This window comes from Streptomyces sp. NPDC050416 (genome assembly GCF_044458845.1).
Lineage (GTDB): Bacteria > Actinomycetota > Actinomycetes > Streptomycetales > Streptomycetaceae > Streptomyces.
The window spans coordinates 44707-60799 of sequence record NZ_JBITII010000015.1 but is presented as its reverse complement, the minus strand read 5'-3'; the positions used below and the strand labels follow the sequence as shown (position 1 = coordinate 60799).

At 72.1% G+C, this 16093-nt stretch carries 14 protein-coding genes; 4 read left to right on the top strand and 10 right to left on the bottom strand.

Annotated elements, in window-relative coordinates; translation table 11 throughout:
• The first annotated feature begins 282 nt into the window (after positions 1-282).
• Positions 283-1485: a trypsin-like serine peptidase gene (locus ACIBL4_RS35685; protein ID WP_399415954.1), complete on the top strand. Its 1203-nt coding sequence runs from the start codon at positions 283-285 to the stop codon at positions 1483-1485.
• Between the two features lie 102 nt (positions 1486-1587).
• On the opposite strand, the gene hflX is transcribed toward ACIBL4_RS35685, so the two are convergent.
• The 6 genes from hflX to miaA all read right to left on the bottom strand — a co-directional run bounded on the left by hflX (position 1588) and on the right by miaA (position 10378).
• Entirely contained in the window at positions 1588-3081 is a 1494-nt protein-coding gene (gene hflX / locus ACIBL4_RS35680; RefSeq protein WP_399415953.1) for a GTPase HflX, read from the bottom strand.
• A gap of 156 nt (positions 3082-3237) precedes the next feature.
• Positions 3238-4770: a M1 family metallopeptidase gene (locus ACIBL4_RS35675; RefSeq protein ID WP_399415952.1), complete on the bottom strand. Its 1533-nt coding sequence runs from the start codon at positions 4768-4770 to the stop codon at positions 3238-3240.
• A 477-nt stretch (positions 4771-5247) separates the two neighbouring features.
• Complete coding sequence (locus ACIBL4_RS35670) at positions 5248-7443, bottom strand: RelA/SpoT family protein (RefSeq protein ID WP_399415951.1); 2196 nt, start codon at positions 7441-7443, stop codon at positions 5248-5250.
• A gap of 317 nt (positions 7444-7760) precedes the next feature.
• Positions 7761-8633 (bottom strand): diaminopimelate epimerase, encoded by an 873-nt coding sequence (gene dapF / locus ACIBL4_RS35665; protein ID WP_399415950.1) that lies wholly within the window; start codon positions 8631-8633, stop codon positions 7761-7763.
• Between the two features lie 131 nt (positions 8634-8764).
• Positions 8765-9331, bottom strand: a complete 567-nt coding sequence (locus tag ACIBL4_RS35660; RefSeq protein WP_399415949.1) for a hypothetical protein — start codon at positions 9329-9331, stop codon at positions 8765-8767.
• A 108-nt stretch (positions 9332-9439) separates the two neighbouring features.
• The gene (miaA, locus tag ACIBL4_RS35655; protein ID WP_399415948.1) at positions 9440-10378 is read right to left on the bottom strand and encodes a tRNA (adenosine(37)-N6)-dimethylallyltransferase MiaA; all 939 of its coding nucleotides are present in this window, start codon (positions 10376-10378) and stop codon (positions 9440-9442) included.
• Between the two features lie 182 nt (positions 10379-10560).
• On the opposite strand from miaA, the gene ACIBL4_RS35650 reads away from it, so the two are divergent.
• Together ACIBL4_RS35650 and ACIBL4_RS35645 are read left to right on the top strand one after the other, a co-directional pair.
• Complete coding sequence (locus ACIBL4_RS35650; RefSeq protein WP_399415947.1) at positions 10561-10833, top strand: hypothetical protein; 273 nt, start codon at positions 10561-10563, stop codon at positions 10831-10833.
• A 26-nt stretch (positions 10834-10859) separates the two neighbouring features.
• Positions 10860-11270 (top strand): antitoxin, encoded by a 411-nt coding sequence (locus tag ACIBL4_RS35645; RefSeq protein WP_399415946.1) that lies wholly within the window; start codon positions 10860-10862, stop codon positions 11268-11270.
• A gap of 137 nt (positions 11271-11407) precedes the next feature.
• Here the strand turns inward: ACIBL4_RS35645 and ACIBL4_RS35640 are convergent, their stop codons facing one another.
• From ACIBL4_RS35640 to ACIBL4_RS35625, 4 genes are all read right to left on the bottom strand, one after another.
• Positions 11408-12121, bottom strand: coding sequence for a class III extradiol dioxygenase subunit B-like domain-containing protein (locus ACIBL4_RS35640; protein WP_399415945.1), 714 nt, complete (start codon positions 12119-12121; stop codon positions 11408-11410).
• An 81-nt stretch (positions 12122-12202) separates the two neighbouring features.
• Positions 12203-13726: a tRNA (N6-isopentenyl adenosine(37)-C2)-methylthiotransferase MiaB gene (gene miaB, locus ACIBL4_RS35635; protein ID WP_399415944.1), complete on the bottom strand. Its 1524-nt coding sequence runs from the start codon at positions 13724-13726 to the stop codon at positions 12203-12205.
• 63 nt (positions 13727-13789) lie between these two features.
• Positions 13790-14443, bottom strand: a complete 654-nt coding sequence (locus tag ACIBL4_RS35630) for a response regulator (RefSeq protein WP_399415943.1) — start codon at positions 14441-14443, stop codon at positions 13790-13792.
• Positions 14443-15408, bottom strand: coding sequence for a sensor histidine kinase (locus ACIBL4_RS35625; RefSeq protein ID WP_399415941.1), 966 nt, complete (start codon positions 15406-15408; stop codon positions 14443-14445). Before ACIBL4_RS35625 ends, ACIBL4_RS35630 begins: the two co-directional genes overlap by 1 nt.
• Positions 15409-15606: 198 nt before the next feature.
• Between ACIBL4_RS35625 and ACIBL4_RS35620 the strand changes: the two genes are divergently transcribed.
• Positions 15607-16092 carry a TrkA C-terminal domain-containing protein gene (locus tag ACIBL4_RS35620; RefSeq protein WP_355855355.1) on the top strand — a complete coding sequence of 162 codons (486 nt, stop codon included), beginning with the start codon at positions 15607-15609 and terminating at the stop codon, positions 16090-16092.
• Position 16093 lies beyond the last annotated feature (1 nt).

The following is a 16093-nucleotide window of genomic DNA, read 5'->3' as shown; positions in this document are numbered from 1 at the left end:
CTGTGCGTGCTGTGGGGGGGCGGCGGGGGGGGGGGCGCAGCAGCGGGGGGGGGGGGGGGGGGCGCCGGGGCCCCCCCCCCCCCCGGCCCCCCCCCCCCCCCGGCGGGGGGGGCGCGCCGGCCCCCCCCGGCCCGTGGACTCACGGAAACCTTCACCACCCCACCCCGGTACACCCTCAACTCCACGGGCATGGTGGGGTTTCGCGCCGGGCGCACCGGCGCCCACGCCATGACATGCACACGCAGCGCCACACTGTCACACACCAACGGGGGTCATCGCACCATGCGTTCCGCACGTACGCCCGCAGTGCCGAGGCGCGGGCGGCGCACCGCTCTCGGAGCCACCGGGCTCGTCGCCGCTCTGGCGCTCACCGTGACCGCCTGTGAGGGTTCGGCGGACTCGGCGAGCGACAAGCCCGACGCCACCACCTCTCAGGCCGCGGACGGCGCCGGCAAGGTAGAGATCCCGGCCGACCTCGCCGGCAAGCTCAAGGAGCACGGGATCGACGTCGACCGGTGGAAGGACGGCGGCTGGAAGGACTGGGACAGGGACAAGTGGCTCAGTGAGGCCAAGGACTTCGTCAACCCGGTGATCGAGGGCCTCTGGAAGCCGGAGCGGATGCAGTCCGCGAAGGAGGCCGACAAGACGGTCACGACGAAGGACGCGTCGGCCGGCCAGGGAATCAGCGACCCGGATCCGGCGCCGGTCCGGGCGCAGGCCGAGAAGACGCCGTACCACCGGAACGCCGCCCCGGTCGGCAAGGTCTTCTTCGACTCCCCCGACGGCCCGGCCGTCTGCTCCGGCACGGTGATCAAGGACGTCAACCACCCGGGCAAGTCCAACCTGGTGTGGACGGCGGGCCACTGCGTGCACGCCGGCGACAACGGCGGCTGGTACCGCAACCTCGTGTTCGTCCCGGCCTACAACGACCTCGGCAAGTCCGAGGCGAAGCTGAGCAACGCGAACCCGACCGACGTGGCCCCGTACGGCGACTGGTGGGCGGACTGGGCCTCGACCTCGAACCAGTGGATCCAGGGCGGATCGGAGACGGGCGGTGACGGAGCGGCGTACGACTACGCCGTGCTGCACGTGAAGCCCGAGCAGGGTGCCAAGTCCCTGGAGGAGACGGTCGGTGCCGCGCTGGACGTGGACTTCTCCGCACCGTCCGCCGCCGAGGCCGCCAAGATGGGCGCCTGGGGCTACCCGGCGGCGCCGCCCTACAACGGGCTGAAGATGTTCAAGTGCGTCGACGTCCCGGGCCGGTTCTCGCTCAGCCCGAGCCTGCCGACGATGTACCGCATCGGCTGCTCCATGACCGGCGGTTCGTCCGGCGGCGGCTGGTTCCGGGTGGTCAACGGCAAGTCCGTGCTGGTCTCCAACACCTCGATCGGCCCGGCCGACAACACCTGGCTGGCCGGTCCGCAGCTGGGCCGCGACGCCGAGGCGCTCTACCAGAACATGAGCAAGACGTACGGCGGTCGCTGACCGGAGCGTGATGAAGGCCCGCTCCCTGCGGACAGAGGGCGGGCCTTCTCACATCAGGGGCCTTCTCACATCAGGGGCCTTCTCACTTCAGGCCTCAAGCCGTCAGAGCGCGGGCGCCGGGACGTATGGCGCGAGCTCCGCCGCCAGCTCCTCGTGCACCCGCACCTTGAGCAGGGTGCCCTCCGGAGTGTGCTCCTTGGAGAGGATCTCGCCCTCGTCGTAGGCACGGGCCACCAGCTTGCCGTGCGTGTACGGCACGAGCGCCTCGATCTCGACCGACGGGCGCGGCAGCTCGTTGTCGATGAGCGCTAGCAGCTGGTCGATGCCCCGGCCGGTGCGGGCCGAGACGGCCAGGGACCGCTTCTCGACGCGCAGCAGCCGCTGGAGCGTCAGCGGGTCGGCCGCGTCGGCCTTGTTGATCACGACGATCTCGGGCACGTCGGTGGCACCGACGTCCCTGATCACCTCGCGCACGGCGGCCAGCTGCTCCTCCGGGTTCGGGTGCGAACCGTCCACCACGTGCAGGATCAGGTCGGACTCGCCGACCTCCTCCATCGTGGAGCGGAACGCCTCGACCAGGTGGTGGGGCAGATGGCGCACAAACCCGACCGTGTCGGCCAGCGTGTACAGCCGGCCGCTCGGGGTCTCGGCCCGGCGCACGGTCGGGTCGAGGGTCGCGAACAGGGCGTTCTCGACCAGCACGCCCGCGCCCGTGAGGCGGTTGAGCAGCGAGGACTTGCCGGCGTTGGTGTAGCCCGCGATGGCGACCGAGGGCACCTTGTGGCGCTTGCGCTCCTGGCGCTTGATCTCGCGGCCGGTCTTCATGTCCGCGATCTCCCGGCGCATCTTCGCCATCTTCTCGCGGATCCGCCGCCGGTCCGTTTCGATCTTGGTCTCACCGGGACCACGGGTGGCGAGGCCGCCGCCCTTGCCGCCGCCCATCTGCCGGGACAGCGACTGACCCCAGCCGCGCAGCCTCGGCAGCATGTACTGCATCTGCGCGAGCGCGACCTGCGCCTTGCCCTCTCGGGACTTGGCGTGCTGGGCGAAGATGTCCAGGATCAGGGCGGTCCGGTCGATGACCTTGACCTTGACGACGTCCTCGAGGTGGATCAGCTGGCCCGGGCTCAGCTCACCGTCGCAGATGACGGTGTCCGCGCCCGATTCGAGAACGATGTCGCGCAGTTCCTCGGCCTTGCCGGAGCCGATGTAGGTGGCCGCGTCGGGCTTGTCGCGGCGCTGGATCACACCGTCGAGCACCAGCGCACCGGCCGTCTCCGCGAGGGCGGCGAGCTCCGCGAGGGAGTTCTCCGCGTCCTGCGCGGTTCCCGTGGTCCAGACGCCGACGAGCACGACCCGCTCCAGACGGAGCTGGCGGTACTCGACCTCGGTGACGTCCTCGAGCTCGGTGGAGAGGCCCACCACACGGCGCAGGGCCGCGCGGTCGGAGCGGTCGAACTGGTCGCCGTCCCGCTCTCCGTCGATCTCGTGGCTCCAGGCGACGTCCTCTTCCATCAGGGCATCGGCCCGAAGACCCTCGGGGTGGCTGTGCGCGAAGCGCTGGGTGTCCTGGGAAGGGGAAGAAGAGGAGGTCATTGGATCCTTACGTAGCTGGGAAACCGTTTACGGCGACGGAGCGCTGCGAGCTTTCCGTCACCGGGTATAACGCGCGAGCGTGCCGGGAGATTCCCGGCGCTCCGTGCCGCGCCGACCTGAAGATAGTCGCACGGCACGGGGCGTCTCGTCACCGTGTTATCGCGCGGCCGCCTTCGCGGGCGCCGCCGGCTTCGCGGCCGGTTTCGCGGGTGTGGTCGGCTTCCAGTCCGGGTGCCCCGGCATCGGCGGGGTCTTCTCGCCGTACAGCCAGCCCTGGAAGAAGCCGTCCAGGTCGCGCCCGGAGATCTCGGCGGCGAGCCGGACGAAGTCCTCCGTCGTGACGGTGTCGTCCCGGTACCGGTCGGCCCAGGCGCGTTCCAGGCGTTCGAAGGCCGGGCGGCCGATCTCCTCGCGCAGGGCGTACAGCACGAGCGCGGCGCCGTCGTAGACGTTGGGCCGGAAGATGCTGGTCTTGCGGCCCGGCTCGGGGGCCTTCGGAGCGGCGGGTGGTCCGCCGGAGGCGCGCCAGCTGTCGGAGGCGCCGTACGCGGCCTTCATACGCTCCCGCATCGGCTTGCCGGCCTGCTCCTCGGCGTACAGCGCCTCGTACCAGGTGGCGTGTCCCTCGTTGAGCCACAGGTCGGACCAGGTGCGGGGGCCGACGCTGTTGCCGAACCACTGGTGGGCCAGCTCGTGGACCATGATCGACTCGAGGTACCACGCGGGGTAGACGGACCCGGTGAACAGCTCCCGCTCGAAGAGGGAGAGCGTCTGGGTCTCCAGTTCGAAGCCGGTGGAGACGTCGGCCATGAGCAGGCCGTACGTCTCGAAGGGGTAGCGGCCGACCTTGCTCTCCATCCAGGCGATCTGCTTCGGGGTCTTCTCCAGCCAGGGTTCGAGCGCCTTGCGGTGCTTGGCGGGGACGACGTCCCGTACGGGCAGCCCGTGCGGGCCGGCGCGGTGCAGCACGGTGGAGCGGCCGATGGAGACCTGGGTGAGCTCGGTGGCCATGGGGTGCTGGGTGCGGTACGTCCAGGTGGTCGACCCGCCGGACCGGTCCACTCCGGCGGGCAGCCCGTTGGCGACGGCCGTGTGACCGTCGGGTGCGGTGACCCGGATGGTGAACATCGCCTTGTCGGAGGGGTGGTCGTTGCACGGGAACACCAGGTGCGCGGCGTCGGCCTGGTTGGCCATGGCGAGGCCGTCCGCGGTACGCAGCCAGCCGCCCTGACGCCCTTCGGCGGGCACGGGGTCGCTGGTGTGCCACACGGTGATCCGCATCCAGTTGCCGTCCGACACGGAGTGCTCGGGTGTGATCACCAGGTCCTCACCGGCGGTGCTGAAGGTGGCGGGCTCGCCGTCGACCTCGACGGAGTGGACCGTGCCGTGGGCGAAGTCCAGGTTGACGCGGTCCAGGTCTGCGGTGGTCCAGGCGTCGATGGTGGTCACGGCCCGCAGCGGTTCGCTGTTGCTGCCGGGATAGGTGAAGGAGAGGTCGTACGACGCGACGTCGTAGCCGGGGTTGCCCAGGTACGGGAAGAGGCGGTCGCCGACGCCGAGCGGGACGACGGGGGCGCTCGCGGCGACGAGGCAGACGGAGACGGCCGAGGCGAGCAGCGCCGCGGACATCCGCCGACGACAGGATCCGGAACGGGGGCGGGTGCGAATGCGGTGGGGGGTGAGGCGCATGCCTCACGGCTACCAGCGCGCGCGTGCGCGGCGCGGACGACGCGCGTCCGTCCCACCCGAACCGGGGACCGGGGCCTGCGCCGGGTGCCGCCCCAGGCCGGACGGCCGCCGCCCGGCGGGCTCAGCCGACCCCGCAACCGGTGGCCGCCGCCCAGTCGGCTCAGCCAGCCCCGCAACCGGTGGCCGCCGCCCAGTCGGCTCAGCCAGCCCCGCAACCGGTGGCCGCCGCCCAGTCGGCTCAGCCGACCCCGCAACCGGTGGCCGCCGCCCAGTCGGCTCAGCCAGCCCCGCAACCGGTGGCCGCCGCCCAGTCGGGCTCAGCCAGCCCCGCAACCGGTGGCCGCCGCCCAGTCGGGCTCAGCCGACCCCGCAACCGGTGGCCGCCGCCCAGTCGGGCTCAACCGGCCCCGCAACCGGTGGCCGCCGCCCAGTCGGGCTGCCGACCCGTATCCGGCCGGTGCCCGGCGCCGTGCGGGCTCAGCCGCCCTGCGTCTGGGGCTGGGCGCGGGTGACGTCGTAGACCCCGGCCACATTGCGCATCGCGCGCATGAGGGCGGGCAGGTGGGCCGCGTCCGGGAGCTGCACCGTGTACGTGTGACGGACCTGCTGCTGGGTCGGGGGTTCGACGGTCGCGGAGACGATCTCGGCGCCTTCGAGGGCCATGGCCTCCGTGAGGTCCGCGAGCAGATGGGGACGGACGAACGATTCGGCGACCAGCGTGACCCGGCACTCGGTGGCCTCACCCCAGCGCACGCCGACCTCCGCGCGCCCCGCGTCCTTCATACGCGCCACCGCGGCGCACTCGACGCGATGGACGGTGACCGCTCCCCCGCGTACGGCGAAGCCGGTGATCTCGTCGGGTCGTACGGGCGTGCAGCAGCCGGCGAGCCGGACGGTCGCGCCGGGCCGGTCGGTGAGGACGTTACCGCCGGCCGGGCGCACGGCCGCCTGCTCGGGCGCCGGCCCGGCCGGATCCGGCGCGTCGGCGGTCGCGGGCCGGACAGCCGCGCCGCGCTCCTCGGCCTGCCGGTCCTCCCGGGCCTCGGTCTGCTGGGCCTCGGCCTGCGCGGGGTGGGCCGCCAGCCAGCGCTGGATGGCGATCCGGGCCGCGGGCGTGTGCGCGTGCTCCAGCCACTCCCGGGAGGGCTCGGACGCCGGGTCCTGCCCCATGAGGAGCTGGACGGTGTCACCGTCCTTCAGGACGGTGCTCAGCGTCGCCAGACGGCCGTTGACGCGTGCGCCGATGCACGCGTGCGCGTCCTCGCCGTACTGCGCGTACGCGGCGTCCACACAGGTCGCCCCCTCGGGCAGGCCGATCGTGCCGCCGTCGGGCCGGAAGACCGTGATCTCGCGGTCCTGGGCGAGGTCCTCGCGCAGGGTCGACCAGAAGTGGTCCGGGTCGGGTGCCGCCTCCTGCCAGTCGAGGAGCCGGGAGAGCCAGCCGGGGCGGGTGGGGTCGACGCGCTCGCCGTCGGCCGGGTCGTCGGGGGCCGGTGCGTACGGGTTGCCGAGCGCGACGACGCCGGCCTCGGCGACCTTGTGCATCTGGTGCGTGCGGATGAGGACTTCGACGACCTGGCCGTCCTCGCGGGCGACGGCCGTGTGCAGCGACTGGTACAGGTTGAACTTCGGTACGGCGATGAAGTCCTTGAACTCCGAGACGACCGGCGTCATGCAGGTGTGGAGTTCACCCAGCACTCCGTAGCAGTCGGCGTCCTCGTTCACCAGCACCAGCAGGCGGCCGAAGTCGGAGCCGCGGAGACGGCCGCGCTTGCGGGAGACCCGGTGCACGGAGACGAAGTGGCGGGGCCGGATGAGGACTTCGGCCGGGATGTCCGCCTCGCGCAGCACCGTGCGCACCTCGTCGGCGACCTCGGCGAGCGGGTCGTCCGCGCGGGCGGCGTTGCGGACGATCAACTCCCTTGTGTGCTCGTACTCCTCGGGGCGCAGGATCGCGAAGACGAGGTCTTCCAGTTCGGTCTTGAGCGCCTGGACGCCGAGCCGTTCGGCGAGCGGGATCAGCACGTCACGTGTCACCTTGGCGATGCGCTCCTGTTTCTCGGGGCGCATGACGCCGAGGGTGCGCATGTTGTGCAGCCGGTCGGCGAGTTTGATCGACATGACGCGGACGTCGTTGCCGGTCGCGACGAGCATCTTGCGGAAGGTCTCGGGCTCGGCGGCGGCGCCGTAGTCGACCTTCTCCAGTTTGGTGACGCCGTCGACGAGGTAGCGGACCTCCTCGCCGAACTGCTCGCCGACCTGGTCGAGCGTGACGTCCGTGTCCTCGACGGTGTCGTGGAGCAGGGACGCGGTCAACGTCGTGGTCTCGGCGCCGAGTTCGGCGAGGATCAGGGTCACGGCGAGCGGGTGCGTGATGTACGGCTCGCCGCTCTTGCGCATCTGGCCGCGGTGCGAGGACTCGGCCAGGACGTAGGCGCGGCGCAGGGGTTCGAGGTCCGCGTCGGGGTGGTGGGCGCGGTGCGCGTCGACGACGTGGCTGATGGCGTCGGGCAGCCGGCCACGGGCGGCGGGGCCGAGCAGCGCGGCGCGGCCGAGACGGCGCAGGTCGATCCGGGGGCGCGACTTTCTGCGCGGGGCTGTCGGCGTCACGGGCCCTGACACCGCGCCCGGCATCGGGCCTGGGGTCACGGAATTCGTGGCCTCCGCACTCATGGGCACCTCCGGCTGCATGGACCGGCGGACGGGGTGCCCCAGGGCGGACACGGCTCAGGGGGTGGCTTCGGTCCCCCGTCCGGGCCGGTGCTTGATGCTACCGAGCCCACCACGCGTGACTGACCGCCTCTCGCCGAGCGTGAAACTGATCACCCATTCGAGGGATGAATGTGAGGTTTGCACCCCGGTACGTCGTGGCCTTACGGTTTCGTTCCCGCCAAGTGGCCGGTTCTTTACGACTGTTTCGGGTCGTGCGGCCGACATCGGGCAGTAATTTCCGGACGGACGGACGGACGGACCGGCCGGCCGCGCCCGCTTCACGCGCGCGTGGCGCGCGCCAGCCACTCCGCGTCGATCTCGCCCTCGGCCACGATCACCGCAGGGCCCGTCATCTCGATCTCGCCGTCGGGCCGCTCGGTGATCACCAGGGTGCCTCCGGGCACGTCCACGGTGTACGTCGCCGGGGTGCCGGTGGCCGTCGGGTCGGCGCCGTCGCGGCGAGCGGCGGCCACGGCGACCGCGCACGCGCCCGTGCCGCAGGAACGGGTCTCGCCGGCACCGCGCTCGTGCACGCGCAGCGCGACGTGCCCGGGGCCGCGGTCGACCACGAACTCGACGTTCACGCCGTCCGGATATGCGGCGGCCGGGCTGAAGGGCGGCGGCGAGAGCAGGTCACCGGCGTGGGACAGGTCGTCCACGAAGGCGACCGCGTGCGGGTTGCCCATGTTGACGTTCCGCGCGGGCCAGCTGCGCTCGCCGACGCTCACCGTGACGTCGCCCTCGGGGAGCAGCGCCTTGCCCATGCCCACGGTGACGTCGCCGTCCTTGGCGATGTGTACGGTCTTCACGCCCCCGCGTGTGGCGACGGCGAGGTCCCCTTCGGCGACATGTCCGGCGCGCTGGAGGTAGCGCGCGAACACCCGCACGCCGTTGCCGCACATCTCCGCGATCGAGCCGTCCCCGTTGCGGTAGTCCATGAACCACTCCGCCTCGGGTGCCATGGCCTTCGCCTCGGGATGCGCCGCGGATCGCACCACGTGCAGCAGTCCGTCACCGCCGATGCCCGCGCGGCGGTCGCAGAGGACGGCGACGGCGGCCGGGGGCAGGTCGATGGCGTTCTCGGGGTCCGGCACGATCACGAAGTCGTTCTCGGTGCCGTGGCCCTTGAGGAAGGGGATCCGCGTGCTCATTCCTCGATCGTACGGGGTGTTCCGCGGTGAGGGCCGGGCGGATTCGTCGTGGGTGTGCGGGTGCTTCGCGGTGTGCGGGTGCGTCGTGGCTTGTCGCGCAGTTCCCCGCGCACCTAGAGGGGCGTTGCGTGCTAGCGGAGTCTTGCTACTCGCCAGACCGCCAGTACGACCACCGCTGCCACCATCACCGCGTACGCGAGGACGACCCGCCAGTCCGGTCTGCGGTCCGAGCCCTTGGCCGGCAGGCCGGGCAGGGTGTAGCCCACGCGGCGGGCGGCCATCATGCCCCAGCCGGCCGCGCACGAGCAGATCAGCAGCCCGAGCATGGCGATCACGGCCCCGCTGTCACCGAAGTCGAAGGCGAGCGGGAACGCGAACATCAGGGAGCCGAGCGCGGCCAGGCTCACGATGGGCGCGAGCTGCCAGATGCGCAGCCTGCGCTGCGGGCGCAGCTCGACCTCGACCTCGCCCGCGAACATCTCCTCGGGCTCGGGGCCGTCGTCCGTCACACCCTGCGTCTCGTCGGGACCGTCGGAGCTGAGACGGTCCGACTCCTGCTCCGGTCCGTTCCCGTGCTCCGGTCCGTTCCCGTGCTCCGGTCCGTCCCGGTGCCCCGGGTCATCCCGGCGCTCGGGTTCATCCCGGTCGGCGGTGATGTGATCGGTGCCTTGTGCGGTGTCGCGAGGGCCGGCCTCCATCGCCACGCGCCCTCCCAACTAGGACTCAACTCGGTCGATCGAAGCTCGATGATGGCACGCCACCGCAGGCCCGGATGACGGCCTGGGCGTCCCGATGCCATGACGTGATCAGGCTGTAACCGGTCGTTCGATCAAAGACAGCGCGAGCTGCGGAAGTTCCGTGCGATCGGCCGCGGCCCCACTCAACCAGTGCACCCGGGGATCGCGCCTGAACCATGAATCCTGACGGCGCGCGAAGCGCTTGGTGGCACGTACGGTCTCGGCCCGCGCGTCCTCCAGGGTGCACTCCCCGGCGAGCGCCGCGAGCACCTGCTGGTAGCCGAGCGCGCGCGAGGCGGTACGCCCCTCGCGCAACCCTTGCGCCTCCAGTGCGCGCACCTCGTCCACGAGGCCGGCCTCCCACATCCGGTCGACCCGGCGCGCGATGCGCTCGTCCAGCTCGGGCCGGGCCACATCGACACCGATCTGGATCGTGTCGTACACGGAGTCGTGCCCGGGGAGGTTGGCGGTGAAGGGCCTGCCGGTGATCTCTATCACCTCCAGGGCCCGGACGACACGGCGGCCGTTGCTCGGCAGGATCGCCCGCGCGGCCTCGGGGTCGGCCGCGGCCAGCCGGGCGTGCAGCGCGCCCGAGCCGCGCAGCGTGAGTTCCTCCTCCAGGCGGGCGCGGACCTCGGGGTCGGTGCCCGGGAACTCCAGGTTGTCGACGGCCCCGCGCACATACAGTCCGGAGCCACCCACCAGGATCGGCCAGCGGCCCTCGGCGAGCAGGGCCTCGATCCGCTCGCGGGCCAGGCGCTGGTACTCGGCGACGGACGCCGTGACGGTCACGTCCCAGATGTCCAGGAGGTGGTGGGGTACGCCACCGCGCTCTTCGGGCGTCAGCTTGGCGGTGCCGATGTCCATCCCTCGGTAGAGCTGCATGGAGTCGGCGTTGACGACCTCACCGCCGAGACGCTGGGCCAGGAAAACGCCCAGATCGGACTTTCCGGCCGCAGTCGGTCCGACGACGGCGATGACGCGGGGGGCGGGGGGTGCACTGCTCACGGCCCCAGTCTCGCAAACCTCGAACCCTGCTCTCGAACGAGTTACGTGACGCCACGGCCGCGGGTTCGTTGCCCGTTGCGAGGTTCCTGCCGCCGGATCGCAGAGGCGGTGGCCCGGGTCGCGCAAACGGACGCACCGGGCGACGCGGGATTTCGCCCGCACGAGTAACGTATGGAGTGGATATGGGCGTTTTTGCACGACTTCTCCGGCGGTCCAAGGCCACGGGGGAGGCGGCGCCTGCCGCCGAGACTCAGGCCGACCAGGCGACGGCCGGGACCGAGGCGGAGGAAACAGCAGGGGAAGAGGCGGCGAAGGGGGCTGGCGGGGCAGCGGAAGCGGCCGAGCCGGTGGCGGAGGCGGCCGAGGTCACCGAGACCGAAGGCGTCGACATCCCCAGGCAGCAGTCCACCGACAAGGCGGCCGACAACGAGGCCGGCGAGGGCGCCCGCACCTGACCGCCCCGCGCGAGGGTAGGTGAACCATGGGTCTCCTGGACAACGTGAAGGCCAAACTGGGCCCGGCCAAGGGCAAGGTCTCAGACCTCGCACAGCGGCACGAGGACAAGATCCAGCACGGCCTCGACAAGGCCGCGCAGGTCGTCGACAAGAGGACCAAGGGCAAGTACAGCGACAAGATCCAGTCGGGCACGGGCAAGGCCAAGGGCGCCATGGAACGACTCGCGCACAAGAGCGACAGCGGGCCGGGCACGGGCGGCACGACACCGCCGCCGGGCCCGGCCGGCACTATGCCTCCGGCCATGGGCCGCACGGCACCGTCGGACACGGCCGGCACGGCGCCGCCGGACACGGGCCGCACGGCACCTCCGCGGGACGCCGGAGGCACCCCGCCGCCGGACGCACCACCGCGGGACGCACCACCGCCCACTTCCTGAGCGCACATCGACGCACCAGGTCCTGAGCACACATCGGCACACCGAAGGGCACATCGGCGCACGGCCGCGGAGCACGAGGGCTCCCGGCCGTCCGCCGTTTCGCGTGTCCCGCTGCGGTGGCTGTCCTGCCGCCGGGGCTACGACCAGGTGGCCACCAGGTATCCCACCCCGTACGGCGCGTCCTCGTACAGCAGTGATCCGCCGAGGTCCGCGCTCTCGGCCGCGCCCGCCAGGACCTGCCAGGGCGCCCGGCCGGAGGCCTTCAGCTCGCGCGCCAGCCCGGTGTCCAGGGCCGTGAGCGCGGCCATGTCCGCCGTGCCGAGTGCGCGCGCGGCCTCCGCGTCGAAGGGCGCCGCCCGTTCGTCCAGATACCCCGGGGCCTTGAGCGTCCGGCACGCGCTGGCGTCCCCCATCACCAGCAGCGCCACCCGCTCGGCCCGTGAGGCGAGGTCCCGTCCGATCCGGCCGCACCGCTCGGGCTCGAGCCGGTTCCCCACGCCGAGTCCCTCGACCGGGGCGTCGGACCACCCGGTCCGCTCCAGCAGCCATGCCGCCACCGCCAGCGAGTACGGCAGCCGTTGGTCCGCGGGCGCGCCCGCGTCCCCTCCCAGCCGTACGTCGAGATCGACGCCGAAGCCCCGGAACGAGCCCGGTGTGCCCTCCGGGTAGGCCACGGGCCCGTCACTCTCCACCGGCCCGACGACCACGAGCCGGCCGGGCCGGGCGGCGGCGAGCACGCCCAGCGCGTCCGTGCAGGCGGCCCGCGCGGCGTCCAGCTCCGGAGCGGCGCCCGCGGCGACGTCCGGCACCAGGAGGGGCGGGCAGGGGCAGACAGCGGCGGCGACAAGCATGATCGGCAGGGTAACCCAGCAGGACACAGGCCCAGTCAAGCCCAGCGCGGTCAGCTCCGCCGCGGCCGGCCGCAGCCCGGCTCAGTCGCAGCCGCAGCCGCTCGCCGCCACCGGGAGCGGCTCGGGTACGCCGATCTTGGGCAGGCCAAGGAGCACGCCGGCCGGCTGGCCCGGCTTGCCCGCCTTCTCGGCGTTGCGCTTCTCCCAGGCGTCGCCCGCGCGCGTGCGGCGCACGTCCAGCACGGGGCCCTCGGCGAGGAGGTGGTGCGGGGCGGCGTAGGTGATCTCGACCGTGACCACGTCGCCGGGGCGGACCTCCTGGTCCGGCTTGGTGAAGTGGACGAGGCGGTTGTCGGGGGCGCGGCCGGACAGGCGGTGGGTGCTGTCGTCCTTGCGGCCCTCGCCCTCGGCGACCATCAGCTCCAGCGTGCGGCCGACCTGCTTCTTGTTCTCCTCCCAGGAGATCTCCTCCTGGAGGGCGACCAGGCGCTCGTAGCGCTCCTGGACGACCTTCTTGGGGATCTGGCCGTCCATCTCGGCGGCCGGGGTGCCCGGGCGCTTGGAGTACTGGAAGGTGAAGGCCTGTGCGAAGCGGGCCTCGCGCACCACGTGCAGCGTCTGCTCGAAGTCCTCGTCGGTCTCGCCGGGGAAGCCCACGATGATGTCGGTACTGATCGCCGCGTGCGGGATGGCGGCGCGGACCTTCTCGATGATCCCCAGGTAGCGCTCCTGGCGGTAGGAGCGGCGCATGGCCTTCAGGACCGTGTCCGAGCCGGACTGGAGCGGCATGTGCAGCTGCGGCATCACGTTCGGCGTCTCGGCCATGGCGGCGATGACGTCGTCGGTGAAGTCGCGCGGGTGCGGGGAGGTGAAGCGGACGCGCTCCAGACCGTCGATCTTCCCGCAGGCGCGCAGCAGCTTGCTGAAGGCCTCGCGGTCACCGATGTCCGAGCCGTACGCGTTGACGTTCTGCCCGAGCAGCGTGATCTCGGAGACGCCCTCGGCGACCAGGGCCTCGATCTCGGCGAGGATGTCGCCGGGGCGGCGGTCCTTCTCCTTGCCGCGCAGGGCCGGGACGATGCAGAAGGTGCAGGTGTTGTTGCAGCCGACGGAGATGGAGACCCAGGCCGCGTACGCGCTCTCGCGCCGCGTCGGCAGCGTCGAGGGGAACGCCTCCAGCGACTCGGCGATCTCGACCTGCGCCTCCTCCTGCACGCGCGCGCGTTCCAGCAGGACGGGCAGCTTGCCGATGTTGTGCGTGCCGAAGACGACGTCCACCCAGGGCGCCTTCTTCACGATGGTGTCCCGGTCCTTCTGCGCGAGGCAGCCGCCGACCGCGATCTGCATGCCCGGGCGGGCGGCCTTCTTCGGCGCGAGGTGACCGAGGTTGCCGTACAGCTTGTTGTCGGCGTTCTCCCGCACGGCGCAGGTGTTGAAGACGACGACGTCGGCCTCGTCGGCGCCCTCGGGGGCGCGGACGTAGCCCGCGTCCTCCAGCAGACCGGCCAATCGCTCGGAGTCGTGGACGTTCATCTGGCACCCGTAGGTGCGTACCTCATATGTGCGCGTGCCGCCCACTGACTGGCTCCGGTCGATGCTGCTCATGGGGACAAGGGTAGGCGGTCGCCGGGAGTGGCCCGGCCGCCTGTGGACAACCCGGGCCCGGGCTCACGCCTCGATGAGACCGGCGCGGATCGCGTACCTGGTCAGCTCCAGACGGTCGCGCATGCCGAGCTTGTGGAGGAGGTTGGCGCGGTGGCGTTCGACCGTCTTGGCGCTGATGAAGAGGAGTTCGCCGATCTCCTTGGAGGTGTGGCCCTCGGCGACCAGCTTGAGGATCTCCTCCTCGCGTTCGGTGATGGCGCGTTCCGGCAGGCCGTCGCCGCGGTGCAGCCGCTCCAGGTAGGAACGGACGAGGGCCCGCTCGGCGCCCGGGTAGATGAACGGCTCGTCGCGCACGGCCGCCCGGCAGGCCTCGACCAGGTCGCGGTCGGCGACGGACTTGAGGACGTAGCCGCTGGCTCCGGCCCTGAGCGCTTCGAAGAAGTACTCCTCGTTGTCGTACATCGTCAGGATCAGGATGTGCAGGTGGGGCAGCCGGCGGGAGAGCTCGCGGGCCGCCTGGAGGCCGGTCATGCGGGGCATGGCGACGTCCAGGACGGCCAGGTCGACGGCGGTGTCCCGGGCCTTCGCTACGGCCTCGGCCCCGTCCCCGGCCTCGGCCACGACCGTCAGGTCGGGCTCGCCGTCCAGGATGAGGCGCACGCCCCGGCGTACGAGGGTGTGATCGTCGGCGAGCAGGACTCGGATCGGTGTGGACATCAGCGGGGTCCTTCGGTCACTGGTTCGCGCAAGGTCACCGGAATGCGCAGCCGTACCTCGGTGCCCCCGCCCGGCGCCGGTTCGAGGGTGAGAGCGGCCCCGATCAGCAGCGCGCGTTCGCGCATGCCCGTGATGCCGGAGCCCTCGGGGCCGTCGCCGAGGCCCGTGCCGTTGTCGCGTACGAGGAGTTCGACGCCGCCGGGGACCGGCCGGAGGCGGAGTTCGGCACGGTCGGCGCCGGCGTGCCGGGCGGTGTTGGTCAGGCCTTCCTGGGCCACTCGGTAGACGACGAGTTCAGATTCCGGGGTCAGGGCGGGGAGGTCGCCGGTGACGTGGTGGCGCACGGTCAGCCCGTGGGTCGTGAACTCGGCGGCGAGCGAGCGCAGGGCGCTGGCGAGGCCGAGTTCCTCCAGGACGCCGGGGCGTAGCCGCCGGGCGATCCGGCGGATCTCGTCCAGGCCGGCCCGGGTCGCCTCCTGCGCCTGGCCGACCTCGTCGCGCAGGTCTTCGGGCGCCCGGTCCGCGACGCGCTTGAGCTGGAGGAGGACGGCGGTCAGGGTCTGCCCGACCTCGTCGTGGAGCTCCCGGGCGATCCGGTGCCGTTCGCTCTCCTGTGCGGACAGTGCCCGGGCGGCGCCCGCGGTCCGCTCGGCCTCCAGCCGGTCGAGCATCGCGTTGTACGTCGTGATCAGCCCGGCCGTCTCCGCGCATCCTGCGACCACCGGGCGGGACCCCGGACGCAGCAGGTCCACGGTGGCCATGGCCTGGTCGAGCCGTTGCAGGGGCCCGAGGCCGAAGCGCAGCACGAGCGCGTTGCCGGCGAGCAGCACCGCCAGGCCGCCGAGCAGGACGATCGCCTCGCCCGCCAGGACGGGGGTCGACACGGTGACCGGGCCGAGCAGCAGCGCGGTGGCCACGACCAGGCCGGCCGCGTTGAGCGAGAAGATCCGCCAGAACAACGACACGTTCCTGGATCCGCTCCTTCCGGACTTCGCGTCTGACACCGCCCCCTCCACCCTCTGCGGCGAGCGGCCGCTGCGCATATCCGTGACGACACCCATGTCGTCACCGTACGGCTGGATGACAGCATGCGGACTTGACCCGTCCGTTGATCGACACCGTTCACCAGACCGACAAAAGCCAGACGAACAAGGGGAAGAAACGTGTCAGCTCCGCGCCTGAGGGCGACGCCGCTGCCGGGCATCGGGGTCCAGTACGACCTGGAGACCCGGGAACACCGCCATCTGTCGGTGGTGGCGCACCGCGACGGCACGCGCACGGTGAACGTGTACCGGGCCGACGACCCGGACTCCTGCGCGCAGTCGCTGCGGCTGACCAGTTCGGAGGCGGGGTCGCTGATCGACGCGCTGAAGCCGTCCCATCACAGCCCGAGTCTGCTGTACACGACGGATCTGGGGCTTGTCGCCGAGCGGATCGAGGTGGCCGCGACCTCGCGCTGGAACGGGCGGGTGCTGGGCGACATGCGGATGCGTACGGAGACGGGCGCGTCGGTCGTGGCGGTGCTGCGCCGGGCCGAGGCCATTCCCTCCCCCGCGCCGGACTTCCGGCTGGCGGGCGGTGACACGCTGATCGTCGTCGGTACCCGTGAGGGCGTCGACGCCGCCGCGACGATACTCGGTCGGGAGTGAG

Excerpts from the sequence above, each read along its gene's own strand:
- ACIBL4_RS35630 (WP_399415943.1), bottom strand. The coding sequence starts at position 14,443 with ATGTCCACACCGATCCGAGTCCTGCTCGCCGACGATCACACCCTCGTA.
- ACIBL4_RS35670 (WP_399415951.1), bottom strand. The coding sequence starts at position 7,443 with ATGAGTGCGGAGGCCACGAATTCCGTGACCCCAGGCCCGATGCCGGGC.
- ACIBL4_RS35685 (WP_399415954.1), top strand. The coding sequence starts at position 283 with ATGCGTTCCGCACGTACGCCCGCAGTGCCGAGGCGCGGGCGGCGCACC.
- hflX (WP_399415953.1), bottom strand. The coding sequence starts at position 3,081 with ATGACCTCCTCTTCTTCCCCTTCCCAGGACACCCAGCGCTTCGCGCAC.
- miaB (WP_399415944.1), bottom strand. The coding sequence starts at position 13,726 with ATGAGCAGCATCGACCGGAGCCAGTCAGTGGGCGGCACGCGCACATAT.
- ACIBL4_RS35650 (WP_399415947.1), top strand. The coding sequence starts at position 10,561 with ATGGGCGTTTTTGCACGACTTCTCCGGCGGTCCAAGGCCACGGGGGAG.
- ACIBL4_RS35660 (WP_399415949.1), bottom strand. The coding sequence starts at position 9,331 with ATGGAGGCCGGCCCTCGCGACACCGCACAAGGCACCGATCACATCACC.
- ACIBL4_RS35645 (WP_399415946.1), top strand. The coding sequence starts at position 10,860 with ATGGGTCTCCTGGACAACGTGAAGGCCAAACTGGGCCCGGCCAAGGGC.
- ACIBL4_RS35640 (WP_399415945.1), bottom strand. The coding sequence starts at position 12,121 with ATGCTTGTCGCCGCCGCTGTCTGCCCCTGCCCGCCCCTCCTGGTGCCG.
- ACIBL4_RS35675 (WP_399415952.1), bottom strand. The coding sequence starts at position 4,770 with ATGCGCCTCACCCCCCACCGCATTCGCACCCGCCCCCGTTCCGGATCC.
- dapF (WP_399415950.1), bottom strand. The coding sequence starts at position 8,633 with ATGAGCACGCGGATCCCCTTCCTCAAGGGCCACGGCACCGAGAACGAC.